Origin of the sequence: Paenarthrobacter sp. C1 (genome assembly GCF_049315185.1) — a bacterium.
Classification (GTDB): domain Bacteria; phylum Actinomycetota; class Actinomycetes; order Actinomycetales; family Micrococcaceae; genus Arthrobacter; species Arthrobacter nicotinovorans.
The window spans coordinates 1,950,711-1,965,274 of record NZ_CP186052.1; the positions used below are offsets into that span (position 1 = coordinate 1,950,711).

Genomic DNA, 14,564 nt, shown 5'->3' on the forward strand with positions numbered 1-14,564 from the left:
AGCGCATGCAGACGGTCCTCCACGCAGCGGCAATGGTCCCCTTGAGTATCCCGAGCCCATCCTGGTCCGGTTTCGACATTCCGCTGCCGTGGGGGACGTTGCGTATCCACGCCTACGCCTTGTGCATCCTTGCGGGCATCATTGTTGGCCTTTGGCTGACGTCTGCCCGGTGGAAGCAGCGCGGCGCGCCCGAAGGCAGCCTGTGGGACATCGCCATCTGGGCGATTCCATTCGGAATTATCGGCGGTCGCCTGTACCACGTCTTCTCTTCGCCCGATGCCTACTTTGGCCCGGGCTTCGACGGCACCGGCGACCTCTCGCTGATTCCCCAGATCCAGCGCGGCGGGCTGGGCATCTGGGGCGCGGTGGTCCTCGGTGTCGTGGGCGCATGGATCGGATGCCGCCGTGCCGGTGTCCGGCTGACGGCCTTCCTGGACGCCGCTGCACCTGGCCTGCTTCTTGCGCAGGCCATCGGACGACTGGGGAACTGGTTCAACCAGGAACTTTTCGGCGCGCCCACCACGTTGCCATGGGGCCTGGAGATCGATCCTTCCAACGCGAACTTCCCGCCCGATATGGCCGCCGGAACCCTCTTCCACCCGACGTTCCTCTACGAGATGCTGTGGAACCTCGCCGGCGTAGCACTCCTCCTGGTGCTGGACAAGAAATTCGCCTTCCGCTGGGGCCGGCTGTTCTGGCTCTACGCCATGTACTACACGCTGGGCCGCGTCTGGATCGAAGCGCTCCGGATCGACGACGCCGAGCAGATCACCCTTTTCGGAATCACGACCCGGCTTAACGTGTGGACCAGCATCTTTGTCTTCATCGCGGCCTTGGTTATCTTCCTGCTGCTCGCCCGGCGCGGCCGACCGGTGCCGGACACTCCTTATCTGCCGGGGCGCGAGCCGGAAAAAGAGGCCGTCAAGGACCCCGCTACGGTGACGAGCGTCACCAGTCATGATGTGGACGCACCTGTCTCGGATAGTGGTTCGCGTGATAATCTCCCAGATAACCAAAGTGATCCGGGCAACGTCGACGGGCCGCGGGATGCATCAGTGAAGACCGTCCAGGACACCACGTCCACAACGGAGCCGTCATCTGATGCCACCGCCGCCAGGAAAACATCCGGATCCTCGCCTGGGGCTGACGACACCAAGTAGTCGCCGAAGGTAAAGGGGCAACAGAGTCACCGCTCGTAGGGCCCAGTCCACAGCGTCGTGGCACCCCGGAAACCGGATCGCAGCATACCGATGTTCACTGGTCAAGCCGGGGCCAGAGGTCTGCGTAACTGTTCGTTGCGCTGGATCGACTGGCCTACAATTCCAATAACTAGCGCTTTGTTGTGCCCGTCACAGGGCAGGCAAGGTGGGGCCAACGTTGTCCCTTCCATACGCACGATCTCGAGGAAGGACGTCTCCCATGACCCATCTTCATAACCCCGGTTGGTCCGAAAATATCGAACCGCAGGGTGCCATGTCTCCGTTCAAGCGTTTTGCTGCGCTCCCGGAGGCCCAGGGTCTTTACAACCCTGATAAGGAGAAGGACGCCTGCGGCCTGGCTATCATTGCCACGCTCCGCGGGGAACCGGGATACGACATCGTGGAAGCGGCACTGACCGCCCTCCGCAATCTCGAACACCGCGGCGCCGTGGGCGCCGACGAAGGAACCGGCGACGGAGCGGGCCTGCTGATGCAGGTCCCCGACGAGTTCTTCCGCGCCGTCACCGAATTTGAACTGCCGGCACCCGGACAGTACGTGGTGGGTACCGCGTTCCTTCCGGCTGAAGCCCGCGAAGCTGCGACAGCGAAAACCGGCATCGAGGCACTTGCCGCCGACGAAGGCCTCACAGTCCTTGGCTGGCGTGAGGTTCCTGTGGTCGCTGACCTCGTGGGAGCCATGGCACGGGCATGCATGCCCTACTTCTCCCAGCCGTTCTTGGCCTCTGCCAACGGTGAGCAGCTTGAGCACAACGAGCTGGACTCCCGCGCCTGGCGGATCCGCAAGCGCGCCCAGAACAAATTTGGCGTGTACTTCCCCTCGCTGTCCTCGCGCACCATCGTGTACAAGGGCATGCTGACCACGGCCCAGCTGGAGCCGTTCTACCCCGATCTTTCGGACAAGCGCTTCAAGACCAAGCTGGCCATTGTCCACTCGCGCTTCTCCACCAACACGTTCCCGTCCTGGCCGCTGGCACAGCCGTTCCGCACTATCGCGCACAACGGTGAGATCAACACGGTCAAGGGCAACCGGAACTGGATGCGTGCCCGCCAGTCGCAGCTGGCCAGCCCCTTGCTGGGTTCGGTCCCGGAAGAGCTGTACCCGATCTGCACCCCGGGTGCCTCTGACTCCGCCTCCTTCGATGAGGTAGCCGAGCTGCTGTGGCTCTCAGGACGCCCCATCACACACTCCATCATGATGATGATCCCGGAGGCGTGGGAAAACCACGCCACCATGGATCCGGCACGCCGTGCCTTCTACGAGTACCACTCCCTCCTCATGGAGCCGTGGGATGGTCCCGCTGCCGTGTCCTTCACCGACGGAAGCCTCGTTGGCGCCACGCTGGACCGCAACGGCCTGCGCCCGGGACGCTACTGGATCACCGAAGACGGCCTGATCATCTTCGCCTCCGAAGTTGGCGTTATCGAGGTCGAGCCCTCCAACGTGGTGAAGAAGGGTCGCGTTGCTCCCGGCAAGATGTTCCTGGTGGACACCGAAGCCGGCCGCATCATTGACGACGCCGAGGTCAAGGCCGAGGTAGCTGCTGCCAACCCCTGGGCCGAGTGGCTCAAGGACAACCTGATCGATATCAACGAGCTTCCCGAGCGTGAGCACGTGCTCCACACGGCAGCATCGGTGAACATCCGCCAGCGTACCTTCGGCTACACCACCGAAGAGTTGAAGATCCTGCTTGGACCGATGGCCCGCACCGGTGCCGAGCCCCTGGGCGCCATGGGTTCGGACACGCCGGTAGCTGTGCTGTCCAAGCGGCCGCGTCTGCTGTTCGACTACTTTGTGCAGTCCTTCGCCCAGGTCACCAACCCGCCGCTGGATGCCATCCGCGAAGAATTGGTGACTTCCCTGAAGTGCGCCATCGGTCCCAACGGCAACCTCCTGGACGGCAAGCAAGTCCGCCAACCGCAGATCTCGCTGCCATTCCCCGTGATCAATAACGACCAGCTCGCCAAGATCGCGAACATTGAAAGCCCCGACGGCGACCGCATCGCCATGAAGGTCCGTGGCCTTTACCGCCCCGAGGGTGGGGAAGCGGCTCTCCGTGCCCGCCTGACGGAGATCTGCGAGCAGGTATCCGGCGCGATCAACCGTGGCGTCCAGTACGTGGTGCTGTCCGACCGCGACTCGAACGCCCAGTGGGCACCGATTCCCTCGCTCCTGCTGGTCAGCGCGGTCCACCACCACCTGCTTCGCAGCGCCAACCGCACCAAGACCGCCCTGGTGGTTGAAGCCGGTGACGTCCGCGAGACGCACCACGTTGCCGTGCTCATCGGTTACGGTGCCTCCGCTGTCAACCCGTACCTGGCCATGGAATCGGTGGAACAGCTGATCTCCAACGGTGACGTGACGGGCGTGACCCCGGAAGACGGCGTCTACAACCTCATCAAGGGCCTGGGCAAGGGTGTCCTGAAGATCATGTCCAAGATGGGCATCTCCACCGTGGCTTCCTACACGGGTGCCCAGACCTTCGAAGCGCTGGGCTTGTCCCAGGAACTCGTGGACGAATTCTTCTCCGGCACACACTCCCAGCTCGGTGGCGTTGGCCTGGATGTCATCGCCGCGGAGGTTTCGGCACGCCACCAGATGGCGTACCCCGAAGGTGGCATCGAGCACCCGCACCAGCCGCTGCTCGGCGGCGGCGAGTACCAGTGGCGTCGCGACGGCGAACCGCACCTCTTCAACCCTGAGACAGTGTTCCGCCTGCAGCACGCTACCCGCGAACGCCGCTACGACATCTTCAAGTCCTACACCAAGGGCGTTGACGACCAGTCCGAGAACCTGATGACCCTGCGTGGGCTCCTCAAGTTCAAGGACGGCGTCCGTCCGCCTGTGCCGCTGGAAGAAGTGGAGTCCGTTTCCAGCATCGTGAAGCGTTTCTCCACTGGTGCGATGAGCTACGGCTCCATCTCCAAGGAAGCGCACGAGACACTGGCCATCGCCATGAACCGTCTGGGCGCCAAGTCCAACACGGGCGAAGGCGGCGAGGACGTGGACCGCCTGCTGGATCCGGAACGCCGTTCTGCCATCAAGCAGATCGCTTCAGGCCGATTCGGAGTCACCAGCCTCTACCTCACCAACGCCGACGACATCCAGATCAAGATGGCACAGGGCGCCAAGCCCGGCGAAGGTGGCCAGTTGATGGCGCAGAAGGTCTACCCCTGGGTAGCCCGGACCCGTCACTCCACTCCCGGCGTCGGGCTGATTTCCCCGCCCCCGCACCACGACATCTACTCGATCGAAGACCTCGCGCAGCTCATCTACGATGCCAAGCGCGCCAACCCTTCGGCCCGGGTGCACGTGAAGCTGGTTTCGGAAGTCGGGATCGGCACTGTGGCGTCCGGCGTCACGAAGGCCAAGGCCGACGTCGTGCTTGTTTCAGGTCACGACGGCGGTACCGGCGCCTCGCCGCTGAACTCGCTCAAGCACGCGGGCGTGCCGTGGGAACTCGGACTGGCCGAGACCCAGCAGACCCTCATGCTCAACGGCCTCCGCGACCGCGTGGTTGTACAGGTGGACGGTCAGCTCAAGACCGGCCGCGACGTCGTCATTGCTGCCCTGCTAGGTGGCGAGGAGTATGGTTTCGCGACTGCTCCGCTGGTGGTGTCCGGCTGCATCATGATGCGTGTCTGCCACCTGGACACCTGCCCGGTGGGTGTTGCCACGCAGAACCCTGAACTTCGGTCCCGGTTCAATGGCAAGCCCGAGTTCGTGGTCAACTTCTTTGAGTTCCTCGCTGAAGAAGTCCGTGAAATCCTTGCCGGGCTTGGCTTCCGCAGCCTCGAAGAGGCCATTGGCCACGCCGAGATGCTGGACACCCGCGAGGCCATCGACCACTGGAAGGCCGAAGGCCTGGACCTGGATCCGATCCTGCACGGTCTCGAGTTCGACGACGACGTGCCGCTGCGCAACATGACCGGCCAGAACCACGAGCTGGACAAGCACTTCGACCAGCGCCTGATCACCATGGCCCAGGAAGCACTCAGCGACCGCATGCCTGTCAAGATCACCTTGGACGTCATCAACACGGACCGTTCCGTGGGCACGATGCTCGGCCACGTGGTGACCAAGACGTTCGGTACCGATGTACTGGCGACGGACACCATCGACATCACGCTCAATGGCACCGCCGGCCAGTCACTGGGTGCTTTCCTGCCTGCCGGCATCACGCTGCGCATGTTCGGAGACTCCAACGACTACGTGGGCAAGGGACTTTCCGGTGGGCGCATCATTGTCCGCCCGGACCGTACCAACGTCTTCCAGGCGGAACGCAACGTCATCGCCGGCAACGTCATCGGCTACGGTGCGACCAGCGGCGAGATGTTCCTGCGTGGCCAGGTCGGCGAACGGTTCCTGGTTCGCAACTCCGGTGCCACCGCCGTCGTCGAAGGCATTGGCGACCACGGTTGTGAATACATGACCGGTGGCCAGACGCTGATCATCGGCCGTACTGGCCGCAACTTCGGCGCCGGCATGTCCGGTGGTACCGCCTACGTGCTGGACCTGCAGCCTGAGCGCGTCAACAAGCTCGCCCTGGATACGGGTGAACTCCAGCTCCTGGAGCTCGACGCTGAGGATCGTGACATTGTCCACGGCCTGCTCACCAAGCACGTTGAGGAAACCGAATCCGTCCTGGCCGGCCGTCTGCTCGAAAACTTCGACGACACTGCCGCCCGCATCACCAAAGTACTGCCGCGCGATTACGCTGCAGTCCTGCAAACCCGTCTCGACGCCATCGAAGAGGGCCTGGACCCTGATGGCGAAGAAGTATGGTCTCGAATCCTGGAGGTAACCGGTGGCTGATCCACGCGGATTTCTGAAAGTCCGGCAGCGCGAGACGCAGCCACGCCGTCCCGTTCCCGTCCGAATCATGGACTGGAAAGAAGTGTACGAAGCCCAGGAGAAGGGCGTCCTGAAGAGCCAGGCCGGGCGCTGCATGGACTGCGGTGTTCCCTTCTGCCACCAGGGCTGCCCGCTGGGCAACCTGATTCCGGAATGGAACGACCTCGTTTGGCGGGACAAGGGTGAGGAAGCGATTGAGCGCCTTCACGCCACGAACAACTTCCCGGAGTTCACCGGCCGGCTGTGTCCTGCACCCTGTGAAGCGTCCTGTGTGCTGGGCATCAACCAGCCTGCCGTGACCATCAAGCAGGTCGAGGTTTCCATCATCGACCAGGCGTTCGACAACGACTGGGTCCAGCCCCTTCCGCCGACGCGCCTCACCGGCAAGACGGTCGCCGTCGTCGGTTCCGGCCCCGCCGGCCTGGCCGTGGCGCAGCAGCTGACGCGTGTTGGCCACACCGTTGCCGTGTACGAACGCGACGACAAGATCGGTGGCCTGCTTCGGTACGGCATCCCCGACTTCAAGATGGAGAAGGAACAGGTCGACCGCCGCCTCGAGCAGATGAAGGCCGAAGGCACACGCTTCCGGACCGGCGTCGCCGTCGGAACGGATGTCACGTGGGAGCAGCTGCGCCGCCGTTACGACGCCGTCGTTGTCGCCACCGGGGCTACCGTCCCGCGCGACCTGCCGATCCCGGGCCGCGACCTTGAAGGCGTGCACTTCGCCATGGATTACCTCGTGCCGGCTAACCGCGTAGTGGCGGGGGAGACCCCGGGGAACCACATCGACGCCCGCGGCAAGCACGTTGTCATCCTCGGTGGTGGCGATACCGGTGCTGACTGCATCGGAACCGCCCACCGCCACCAGGCAGCGTCGGTGACGACGCTGGCGATCGGCAAGCAGCCGCCGTCGGAACGCGCAGCCCACCAACCGTGGCCGACGTTCCCCACCTTGTTCGAGATGGCCAGCGCCCACGAAGAAGGCGGCGAGCGTACGTACCTTGCGTCCACCGTTGAGTTCGTTGGTGAAAATGGCAAGCTCACCGGCGTCAAGGTCGCCGAAACCGAGTTCGTGGACGGCAAGCGACTGCCCAAGGCAGGCACGGAGCGGATTATTCCGGCTGACCTGGTGTTCCTGAGCCTCGGCTTTACCGGCGCTGAGCCGGCAGGGATCACCGAGCAGGTCAGTGCAGAATTCGACGGTCGGGGCAACGTAGCCCGCGACGGCTACTACATGACAAATACCGAGGGAGTATTTGTTGCCGGCGATGCCGGACGTGGCCAGTCACTGATTGTGTGGGCCATTGCGGAAGGCCGTGCGTGCGCGGCCGCAGTGGACAGGTTCCTGATGGGAAGCACCATTCTCCCGGCACCGGTCGCCCCCACCGACCGGGCGATAGCGGTCTTATAGCGCCGGCAGGAACTGATCTTTTACTCAATCAGCATGAACTACTTAGGGTAGGTATATGAGACGCGCGAAAATTGTGGCAACTTTCGGCCCGGCTATCTCCAGCTTCGACAACACCCTCGCGGTGCTGGAGGCCGGCGTCGACGTTGCTCGCATGAACATGAGCCACGGCGACTACTCCGTGCACGACAACACCTACGAGAACGTCCGCAAGGCTGCGGCCCAGTTGGGCAAGCCCGTGGCCATCATGGCCGACCTCCAGGGACCCAAGATCCGCCTTGGACGTTTTGTTGACGGCCCGCACGAGCTGGCTGTCGGCGACACCTTCACCATCACCACTGAAGACGTTCCCGGCACCAAGGACATCTGCTCCACCACGCTCAAGAGCCTCACCGAGGACGTCAACGTCGGCGACGCACTGTTGATCGACGACGGCAAGGTGGCGCTGCGCGCCATCGAAGTTGACGACGTCAAGGTTGTCGCCACGGTCACCGTCGGCGGCAAGGTGTCCAACAACAAGGGCATCAACCTTCCCGGTGTTGCCGTCAACGTTCCCGCGTTGAGCGAAAAGGACGAGGACGACCTCCGTTGGGCCCTCAAGCGCGGTGCTGACCTGATCGCCCTCTCGTTCGTGCGTGATGCCTCCGACATCAAGCGCGTCCACGAGATCATGGACGAAGAAGGCCGCCGCGTGCCGGTAATCGCCAAGATCGAAAAGCCGCAGGCCGTGGAGCAGCTCCACGAAATCATCGACGCGTTCGACGCCATCATGGTTGCCCGTGGCGACCTCGGCGTCGAACTGCCGCTCGAAGAGGTGCCGATCGTCCAGAAGCGTGCCATCGAACTGGCACGCCGCTGGGCCAAGCCGGTCATCGTGGCCACCCAGGTCCTCGAATCCATGATCGACAACCCGCGTCCGACCCGCGCCGAAGCCTCCGACTGCGCCAACGCAGTCCTCGACGGCGCCGACGCAGTCATGCTCTCCGGCGAAACCTCCGTGGGCCAGTACCCCATCGAGACCGTCAAGGTCATGGCACGGATCATCGAGTCCACCGAAGTCCACGGCCTTGAGCGCGTACCCCCGCTGGGTACCAAGCCCAAGACCCGCGGTGGCGCCATCACCCGTGCCGCCGTCGAAATCGCCGACCAGCTGGATGCAAAGTACATCTGTACTTTCACCCAGTCCGGTGACTCGGCACGCCGCCTTTCGCGCCTCCGCCCGGTCAAGCCGGTCTTCGCGTTCACGCCGGTGGAGCACGTCTGGAACCAGCTGGCCCTCACCTGGGGCATCCAGCCGGTACTGGTTCCCTCCGTGGGCCACACCGACGAGATGACCGCACAGGTGGACAAGAGCCTGTTGGAAATGGATCTCGTGGACGAAGGCGACCTGGTTGTCATCGCAGCCGGTTCCCCTCCAGGGCAGGCCGGTTCCACGAACTCGCTGAAGGTCCACAAGGTAGGCGACCTCGCCGACACCTCCAAGACCGACGACGGTTCGCGTAAGGAACCTGTTGGTCCTTGGCCCGAAAAGAAGTCCAAGGCCAAGAACTAAGCCTCAGCTTTGACACAGCCGGCCCCGCCATTTGGCGGGGCCGGCTGTGTTTTGTCTTGGGTTTCTTTAATCCGTGGTGAGTACGACGGCGGCCGCGCACCTCATGCGAGGTACGCGGCCGTGCGTTGCGTTTAGTTAGTTGACCTGGTTGATGATGGTCTCGGCAACCTCACGCATGCTGAGGCGGCGGTCCATGGAGGTCTTCTGGATCCAGCGGAAAGCCTCCGGTTCCGTCAGGCCCATCTTGGTGGTCAGGAGGCTCTTGGCGCGCTCTACAAGCTTGCGCGTGGCGAACTGCTCCTGGAGGTCGGACACCTCGTTTTCCAGGGCCTTGATTTCCTCGTGGCGCGAGAGGGCGATCTCAATGGCCGGGATCAGGTCCGCGGGGGAGAACGGCTTGACGACGTAAGCCATGGCACCGGCGTCGCGGGCGCGCTCCACCAATTCCTTCTGGCTGAACGCGGTCAGCAGGACGACGGGAGCAATGCGGGCCTTGACGATCTTCTCGGCTGCCGAGATGCCATCCATGACGGGCATCTTCACATCCATGAGGACAAGGTCGGGCTTGAGTTCCTCGGCCAGCTGCACGGCCTTCTCGCCGTTGTCCGCCTCGCCTACGACGTCGTACCCTTCGCCCTTCAGGATCTCGATAATGTCCAAGCGGATGAGGGTTTCATCCTCGGCTACGACAACGCGTCGGGCCGGCTGGGCTGTAGACGTGGACTCCGTCTGTTCGGTCACGGGATCTCCTTGAAAAGGTTCGGCGGGTTCATGTCCATCTTAGTGTGGACTCTTTGATGGCAGGTTTTTGTTGCATCAGCGCGCCCGGTTCTTTGAATCAGCCTATCTGCATGTATAGTAATTTCGCGTGCTGGGAAAGGATCGCGTTGCTCACAGGAATGAGAGCAGCTGAACTCCCAGTATTCCGGGCCCGAGTGGCGGAATTGGCAGACGCGCCGCACTCAAAATGCGGTATCGAAAGGTGTGTGGGTTCGAGTCCCACCTCGGGCACTGTGTTGTCGCAGGTCAGGGGCCTATATGGCCCCTGACTGTGTACAAAACCCCTAAAAGTGTGTACAGCGGCGTAGCGTTTTATGCATGGCCAGCATCTCTAAACGACCCAAAAAGGACGGATCTCAGTCCTTTATGGTCCGCTGGCGGGACCCCAAGACTGGGAAGGCCCAGGGCCTTACTGTAGCCACTGAATCCGAAGCAGAAACGCTCAAGCGATTGCTCGACGCCAATGGGCAGAACTTCGAAATCGCCCAGCACGCGATCCTCACAAACCAGAAGCGTGTGCCGACCGTCGGTGAGGTCGTTCAGGAGCACATCGACCTGCTGATCCGGCCGTCGAGCGGGACAGTGAAGACGTATCAGACCATGCTCGATCTCCATGTGAAGAAGGTCATTGGCCACGTCCCCGTGGACAAGCTCGACTACCGACTCATTGCCTATTGGGTGAAGTCGATGATGGCCAAGGGACGCTCGCCGAAGACGATCAAGAATGTGCACGGCCTGATCTCTGTGTCGATGAACACGGCGGAGATGCTGGGATACATCACGCGCAATCCCTGCCGCGGCGTGCAGCTGCCGAGCGTCGAAAAGGCCGAGGACGAAATGATGTTCCTGACCCATGCGGAGTTTGGCCTGATCATGGACGGCATGGGGGAGCGGTACAAGGACTTCACCAACTTCCTGGTGATGACTGGGACGCGCTTTGGGGAAGCCACGGCGCTGACCGTCGCGGATATTGATCTGCTCGGCAAGCCGGCGACAGCCCGGATCAACAAGGCGTGGAAGCGGGACGGGCAGAACCAGTTCTACATTGGGCCGACGAAGACGGGCGCCGGCAAACGGACCATCGGGTTGAATCCCGCCCTTGTGGAGTTGTTGATTCCCTTGGTGGCTGGTCGCCCGAGCAGCGACCTGCTTTTCACCACGCCAAAAGGGGAACGGATCGTTCACAAGCTGTTCTGGCACCATTACTGGATGCCTGCGGTGAAGGCCGCTCAAGATCGCGGCCTGCGGAAGAATCCGCGCATTCACGATCTACGGCATACACATGCCTCTTGGCTGATTCAGGACGGCGTCCCCATCTTCACGATCTCGCGTCGGTTGGGGCATGCATCGACCAGGACCACAGAGGGCGTTTATGGGCATCTCATGCCGGAAGCGTTGCAGGCTGGGGCGGATGCCACGGAGCGTTCGGTATCGGCGTTCATGCGGTGATGTGGGCGGGCTCGTTGATGCTCTTCTAGGAAGCCAAGCGGTTACGGGCTCTAGTCCCTATGAGCCGAGTGTTGGAGTTGCTTCGCTCGCGGACATCGGGTGCCGAACGGGAGCCGGGCAATATCTCGCTAATCCTGGCGATCTCCGCGATGTGCTCGGACGTAAAGACGATTTTCCCCTTGCCCCAGCAAGCGTGCGGAAACCGGCCCGCCGCAGCGCCGTCGCGCAGCCAACCCTCGCTGCAGCGCATGAGGGCTGCAGCTTCGGCAGGTTCAAAGAATTCCAAATCCATGTCAGTCCAGTCTTGTTTTGGTCTATCTCCAGTCTCATGAGACTTTGGGGCCGATTGCGACATGACGAAGTTGAATGACTCGTTCGGATGGCGAGCCAGACCACACCGCGGTGCGGGCCGAGTCGGCTAGCTTCTTACCTGAGCTAGCCGCTTTCATGTTTGTCGTACTGCGCAATCTGTCGCTAAGGGCAACGCAGCGCTCTAGGGCCGTTTCAGCGGGGCGGGATGAGATGTGTGAAACTTCCAAATGGCACTCCAGCTATCGTCTTCTTAGGTGCGGCTTCGTTTTGCAATGGAAGCCTCTCGAAACGCCATTTGTAGGATGCCTGTGCTCGCCAGTGCTGCCAAGCCTATTCGGTTATGATCAAGGCCACGAGCCAACTCAAAGGAGTATGACACTTGTCGATTCTGTATGGTGATGACCCTCTTATTATCGCTAACCATGGAGAAGGACTTGGGCGAGAGAGGATCGTTAGCCGCATTCTGTCCTCGCTGAACGTTCTTCGCAGCAGAACGCCTAGCGCCGTTGCTGCTCTCGTTGGATCCTGGGGTAGCGGTAAGACCACGCTGTTGAATGAGGTTGAGGCGGCCTTGGCTACAAGCGAGGAATGGCGAGTCGCAAAGTACAACCCGTGGTCATATTCGTCTCTGGATACCGCTGTTCCAGGATTCTTTTCAGAGATCAGAGCAGCCCTGCCTGGTGATTCAAAGAATTCGGGGGCACGGGAAGCGATTGGTGGTTGGATCTCGAGGCTGGCTCCGCTTGGTCAACTGGGTAGTGTGGTCGGCGCGGATCTGTCCGCTCCGGCCAAAATACTCGCTGATCTAGTCATCGGCGATCGCAGTCCCGAGAAGCTGCGTTCAGATGCCGAGGATCTACTCCGAGACCTCGATACTCCAATCTTGATGTTGATCGATGATCTTGATCGGCTAGGTCCCGACGAGCTTCTTATGACGTTCAAACTTGTACGGCTTTTGGGAAGGCTGCCCAATATTTACTACCTGTTGTCCTACGACGAGAAGACGCTTCAGGACGTTCTCTTAAGGACTGGCCTGGTTGCCGATGAAAAAAGTCGGGCACGGGAGTACATGGAAAAGATGATCCAACTTCGGCTCGATATTCCCACGATGCTCCCTGAGGATCGTCTGGATTTGGTTAATGCCGTCCTTAAAGAAGTACTAACAAATCATCGCCTGGACCTAACCGAGCAAGATATGAAACGAATGAGCCAGTCTTGGGGTAAATGCCTGGATGTCTATATCAATCAACCCCGTGCGGCCAAGAGACTGTTCACACAGGTTGATGCAACCTGGATGGACGTCGCGGGTGAGGTCGATTTCGTGGACTTCGTACTGATGACATTTATGAGGACGTTTGAACCGTCCGTGTATCACCTGGTGGAAAGACGAGCGGATGAGTTGCTTTCACCGAGTGGCAGCTACTGGAATGTTAGGTCTAAAGAGTCCCATAGGGACCGATGGGATCGTTGGCTTGGGCACATCAAAGAAGAAGGGGCCCAGCATCCACAGGAGATGCGGGAACTACTCGCCGAAATGTTTGTCCCACTGAGAAGTGCAAGGGACAACATGGAGTACGGATCTGCCATGAAATCTGACCTCTCCAACCGCAAGGGCGTGGGGCATCCTGACTACTTCCACAGATATACGCAAATTGGGATTCCTCGGAGTGACATTGCCGAAAGCACGGTGCTGGAGTGTCTTCGAGAACTACAAGAATCCCGTCCAGGAATCGCGGTGGCGACAGTCGAATCCAAACTCCGAAAGGACGCTCCCTTAGTTGTTGCGAAGCTCATGCGTCACACCGAAGGTTCCGATGTGCCCGTAGAGGGACTGATGCGGTTGCTTGGCAAGAACTACGACGCCATTGGAGCAGCAGAGTCAGGGTTTCTCGCATACCGTCCCACGTGGTCGGCACTTCAGCTTGCGCAGCGACTGATTCCGCCGGCTCCTGAGGATGCAATCCCAATCATTAAAGCGGCCTGCGAAACGCTCTCTGGTCTGACCCTTGTCAGTGACTTGTTGAGACAATTGATCCGTTCACCGGGCGAAGAGGAGGCAGAGCAGCCACCTAAATGGATGGAGCAAGCTGGGGAGTTCGTTGCCAACGAAATTGAATCGTACCTGAGCGTCGTCGAAGAAAAGACTTCAGACGCAGATTTCGAACGAGCCTTTCGGAACATCTATGCACTACGTGACCTGACTTCCCAAACGCATGTCCAGAAGGTGCTGTGGGACTTAATAGGGAGTTGGCGGAACCGGGACGTTGCTGATGTTCTTGTCGTCTTAAGTCCCCTAGGCCATGGGAGCGATGGCACCAACGAGTGGCGGACGGTTGGTGACTTGGAGGCCGAAACCGTTGACTCAATGCTTGGCATCGAAAAAGTTGCAGCCACGCTGGGCGACTTACCCAGTCCTAGCAGTAGAACGGACCTTCGCGCCTATTTCGACCACGACCCGACCCTAGACGAACGCAGGCCCTACGCGCTGGCAAGCTTTGCACGAATCGTCAAATCCTTTAGGGAGCAACATGAAGGCGTAGACCCCTCGCCCTAGGTCTAGTCGACCGCGGGAGGGCGGGAATTGAACTCCCGCGCTCTGGACATGTCCAGAGCGCGGGGGTTCAATGGATTTGAGGGTTCGCGAGGAGGCTCAAGTAGCACGATCTGCGTTGGGCTTCCAACGAACCGAGGGTGAACGCATCACTGGGGATGCTCATGAATAAGAACCCATATCCTTCAGAACAGTCGCCTGCCGAACGAGCCGCGAGTGCCTTCGATTCTTTGGCGCTTCCTGCTCATCTGAACCTGGAGCGGCTCGTCGGAGTGGTCGAGAGCGTCCGCCATCGTCCCATACAAATCGAAGCTGCCCGAGCACTAAATGGTGGATCGGTCTGCGGGTTGTGGCTGTCCAAGGACGACGTCGAGATAATCTTGCACGCCGTCAGTCCGTCTGGGCTGCATCGGCAACAGTTCGTCCTGCACGAACTTGGG

At 61.0% G+C, this 14,564-nt stretch carries 8 protein-coding genes and 1 tRNA gene; 7 read left to right on the forward strand and 2 right to left on the reverse strand.

Annotation, left to right across the window (positions count from 1 at the left end; all coding sequences use genetic code 11):
* Window positions 1–5: 5 nt before the first annotated feature.
* From lgt to pyk, 4 genes are all read left to right on the forward strand, one after another.
* Window positions 6–1,160 (forward strand): prolipoprotein diacylglyceryl transferase, encoded by a 1,155-nt coding sequence (gene lgt / locus ACNAOU_RS09235; protein ID WP_039240826.1) that lies wholly within the window; start codon window positions 6–8, stop codon window positions 1,158–1,160.
* A 259-nt stretch (window positions 1,161–1,419) separates the two neighbouring features.
* A complete protein-coding gene (gltB, locus tag ACNAOU_RS09240; protein ID WP_422758460.1) occupies window positions 1,420–6,033 on the forward strand; it encodes a glutamate synthase large subunit in 4,614 nt (1,537 codons plus the stop codon).
* Complete coding sequence (locus ACNAOU_RS09245; RefSeq protein ID WP_422758461.1) at window positions 6,026–7,483, forward strand: glutamate synthase subunit beta; 1,458 nt, start codon at window positions 6,026–6,028, stop codon at window positions 7,481–7,483. The genes gltB and ACNAOU_RS09245 overlap by 8 nt, the downstream gene beginning before the upstream one ends.
* A gap of 55 nt (window positions 7,484–7,538) precedes the next feature.
* On the forward strand, window positions 7,539–9,032 hold the full coding sequence (gene pyk / locus ACNAOU_RS09250) for a pyruvate kinase (RefSeq protein ID WP_035733916.1): 1,494 nt from the start codon (window positions 7,539–7,541) through the stop codon (window positions 9,030–9,032).
* A gap of 135 nt (window positions 9,033–9,167) precedes the next feature.
* Here the strand turns inward: pyk and ACNAOU_RS09255 are convergent, their stop codons facing one another.
* Window positions 9,168–9,773 carry an ANTAR domain-containing response regulator gene (locus ACNAOU_RS09255; protein WP_011774540.1) on the reverse strand — a complete coding sequence of 202 codons (606 nt, stop codon included), beginning with the start codon at window positions 9,771–9,773 and terminating at the stop codon, window positions 9,168–9,170.
* 188 nt (window positions 9,774–9,961) lie between these two features.
* On the opposite strand from ACNAOU_RS09255, the gene ACNAOU_RS09260 reads away from it, so the two are divergent.
* Both ACNAOU_RS09260 and ACNAOU_RS09265 read left to right on the forward strand, forming a co-directional pair.
* A tRNA-Leu gene (locus ACNAOU_RS09260) sits at window positions 9,962–10,043 on the forward strand.
* 87 nt (window positions 10,044–10,130) lie between these two features.
* The gene (locus ACNAOU_RS09265; protein WP_422758462.1) at window positions 10,131–11,261 is read left to right on the forward strand and encodes a tyrosine-type recombinase/integrase; all 1,131 of its coding nucleotides are present in this window, start codon (window positions 10,131–10,133) and stop codon (window positions 11,259–11,261) included.
* A gap of 25 nt (window positions 11,262–11,286) precedes the next feature.
* Here ACNAOU_RS09265 and ACNAOU_RS09270 read toward each other — a convergent pair whose 3' ends face one another.
* Window positions 11,287–11,553, reverse strand: coding sequence for a hypothetical protein (locus ACNAOU_RS09270; RefSeq protein ID WP_326335402.1), 267 nt, complete (start codon window positions 11,551–11,553; stop codon window positions 11,287–11,289).
* 399 nt (window positions 11,554–11,952) lie between these two features.
* Here ACNAOU_RS09270 and ACNAOU_RS09275 point away from each other — a divergent pair, with 399 nt between their 5' ends.
* Window positions 11,953–14,127, forward strand: coding sequence for a KAP family P-loop NTPase fold protein (locus ACNAOU_RS09275; protein WP_422758463.1), 2,175 nt, complete (start codon window positions 11,953–11,955; stop codon window positions 14,125–14,127).
* The last annotated feature ends 437 nt before the right edge of the window (window positions 14,128–14,564 follow it).

Excerpts from the sequence above, each read along its gene's own strand:
- lgt (WP_039240826.1), top strand. The coding sequence starts at position 6 with ATGCAGACGGTCCTCCACGCAGCGGCAATGGTCCCCTTGAGTATCCCG.
- gltB (WP_422758460.1), top strand. The coding sequence starts at position 1,420 with ATGACCCATCTTCATAACCCCGGTTGGTCCGAAAATATCGAACCGCAG.
- pyk (WP_035733916.1), top strand. The coding sequence starts at position 7,539 with ATGAGACGCGCGAAAATTGTGGCAACTTTCGGCCCGGCTATCTCCAGC.
- ACNAOU_RS09265 (WP_422758462.1), top strand. The coding sequence starts at position 10,131 with ATGGCCAGCATCTCTAAACGACCCAAAAAGGACGGATCTCAGTCCTTT.
- ACNAOU_RS09270 (WP_326335402.1), bottom strand. The coding sequence starts at position 11,553 with ATGGATTTGGAATTCTTTGAACCTGCCGAAGCTGCAGCCCTCATGCGC.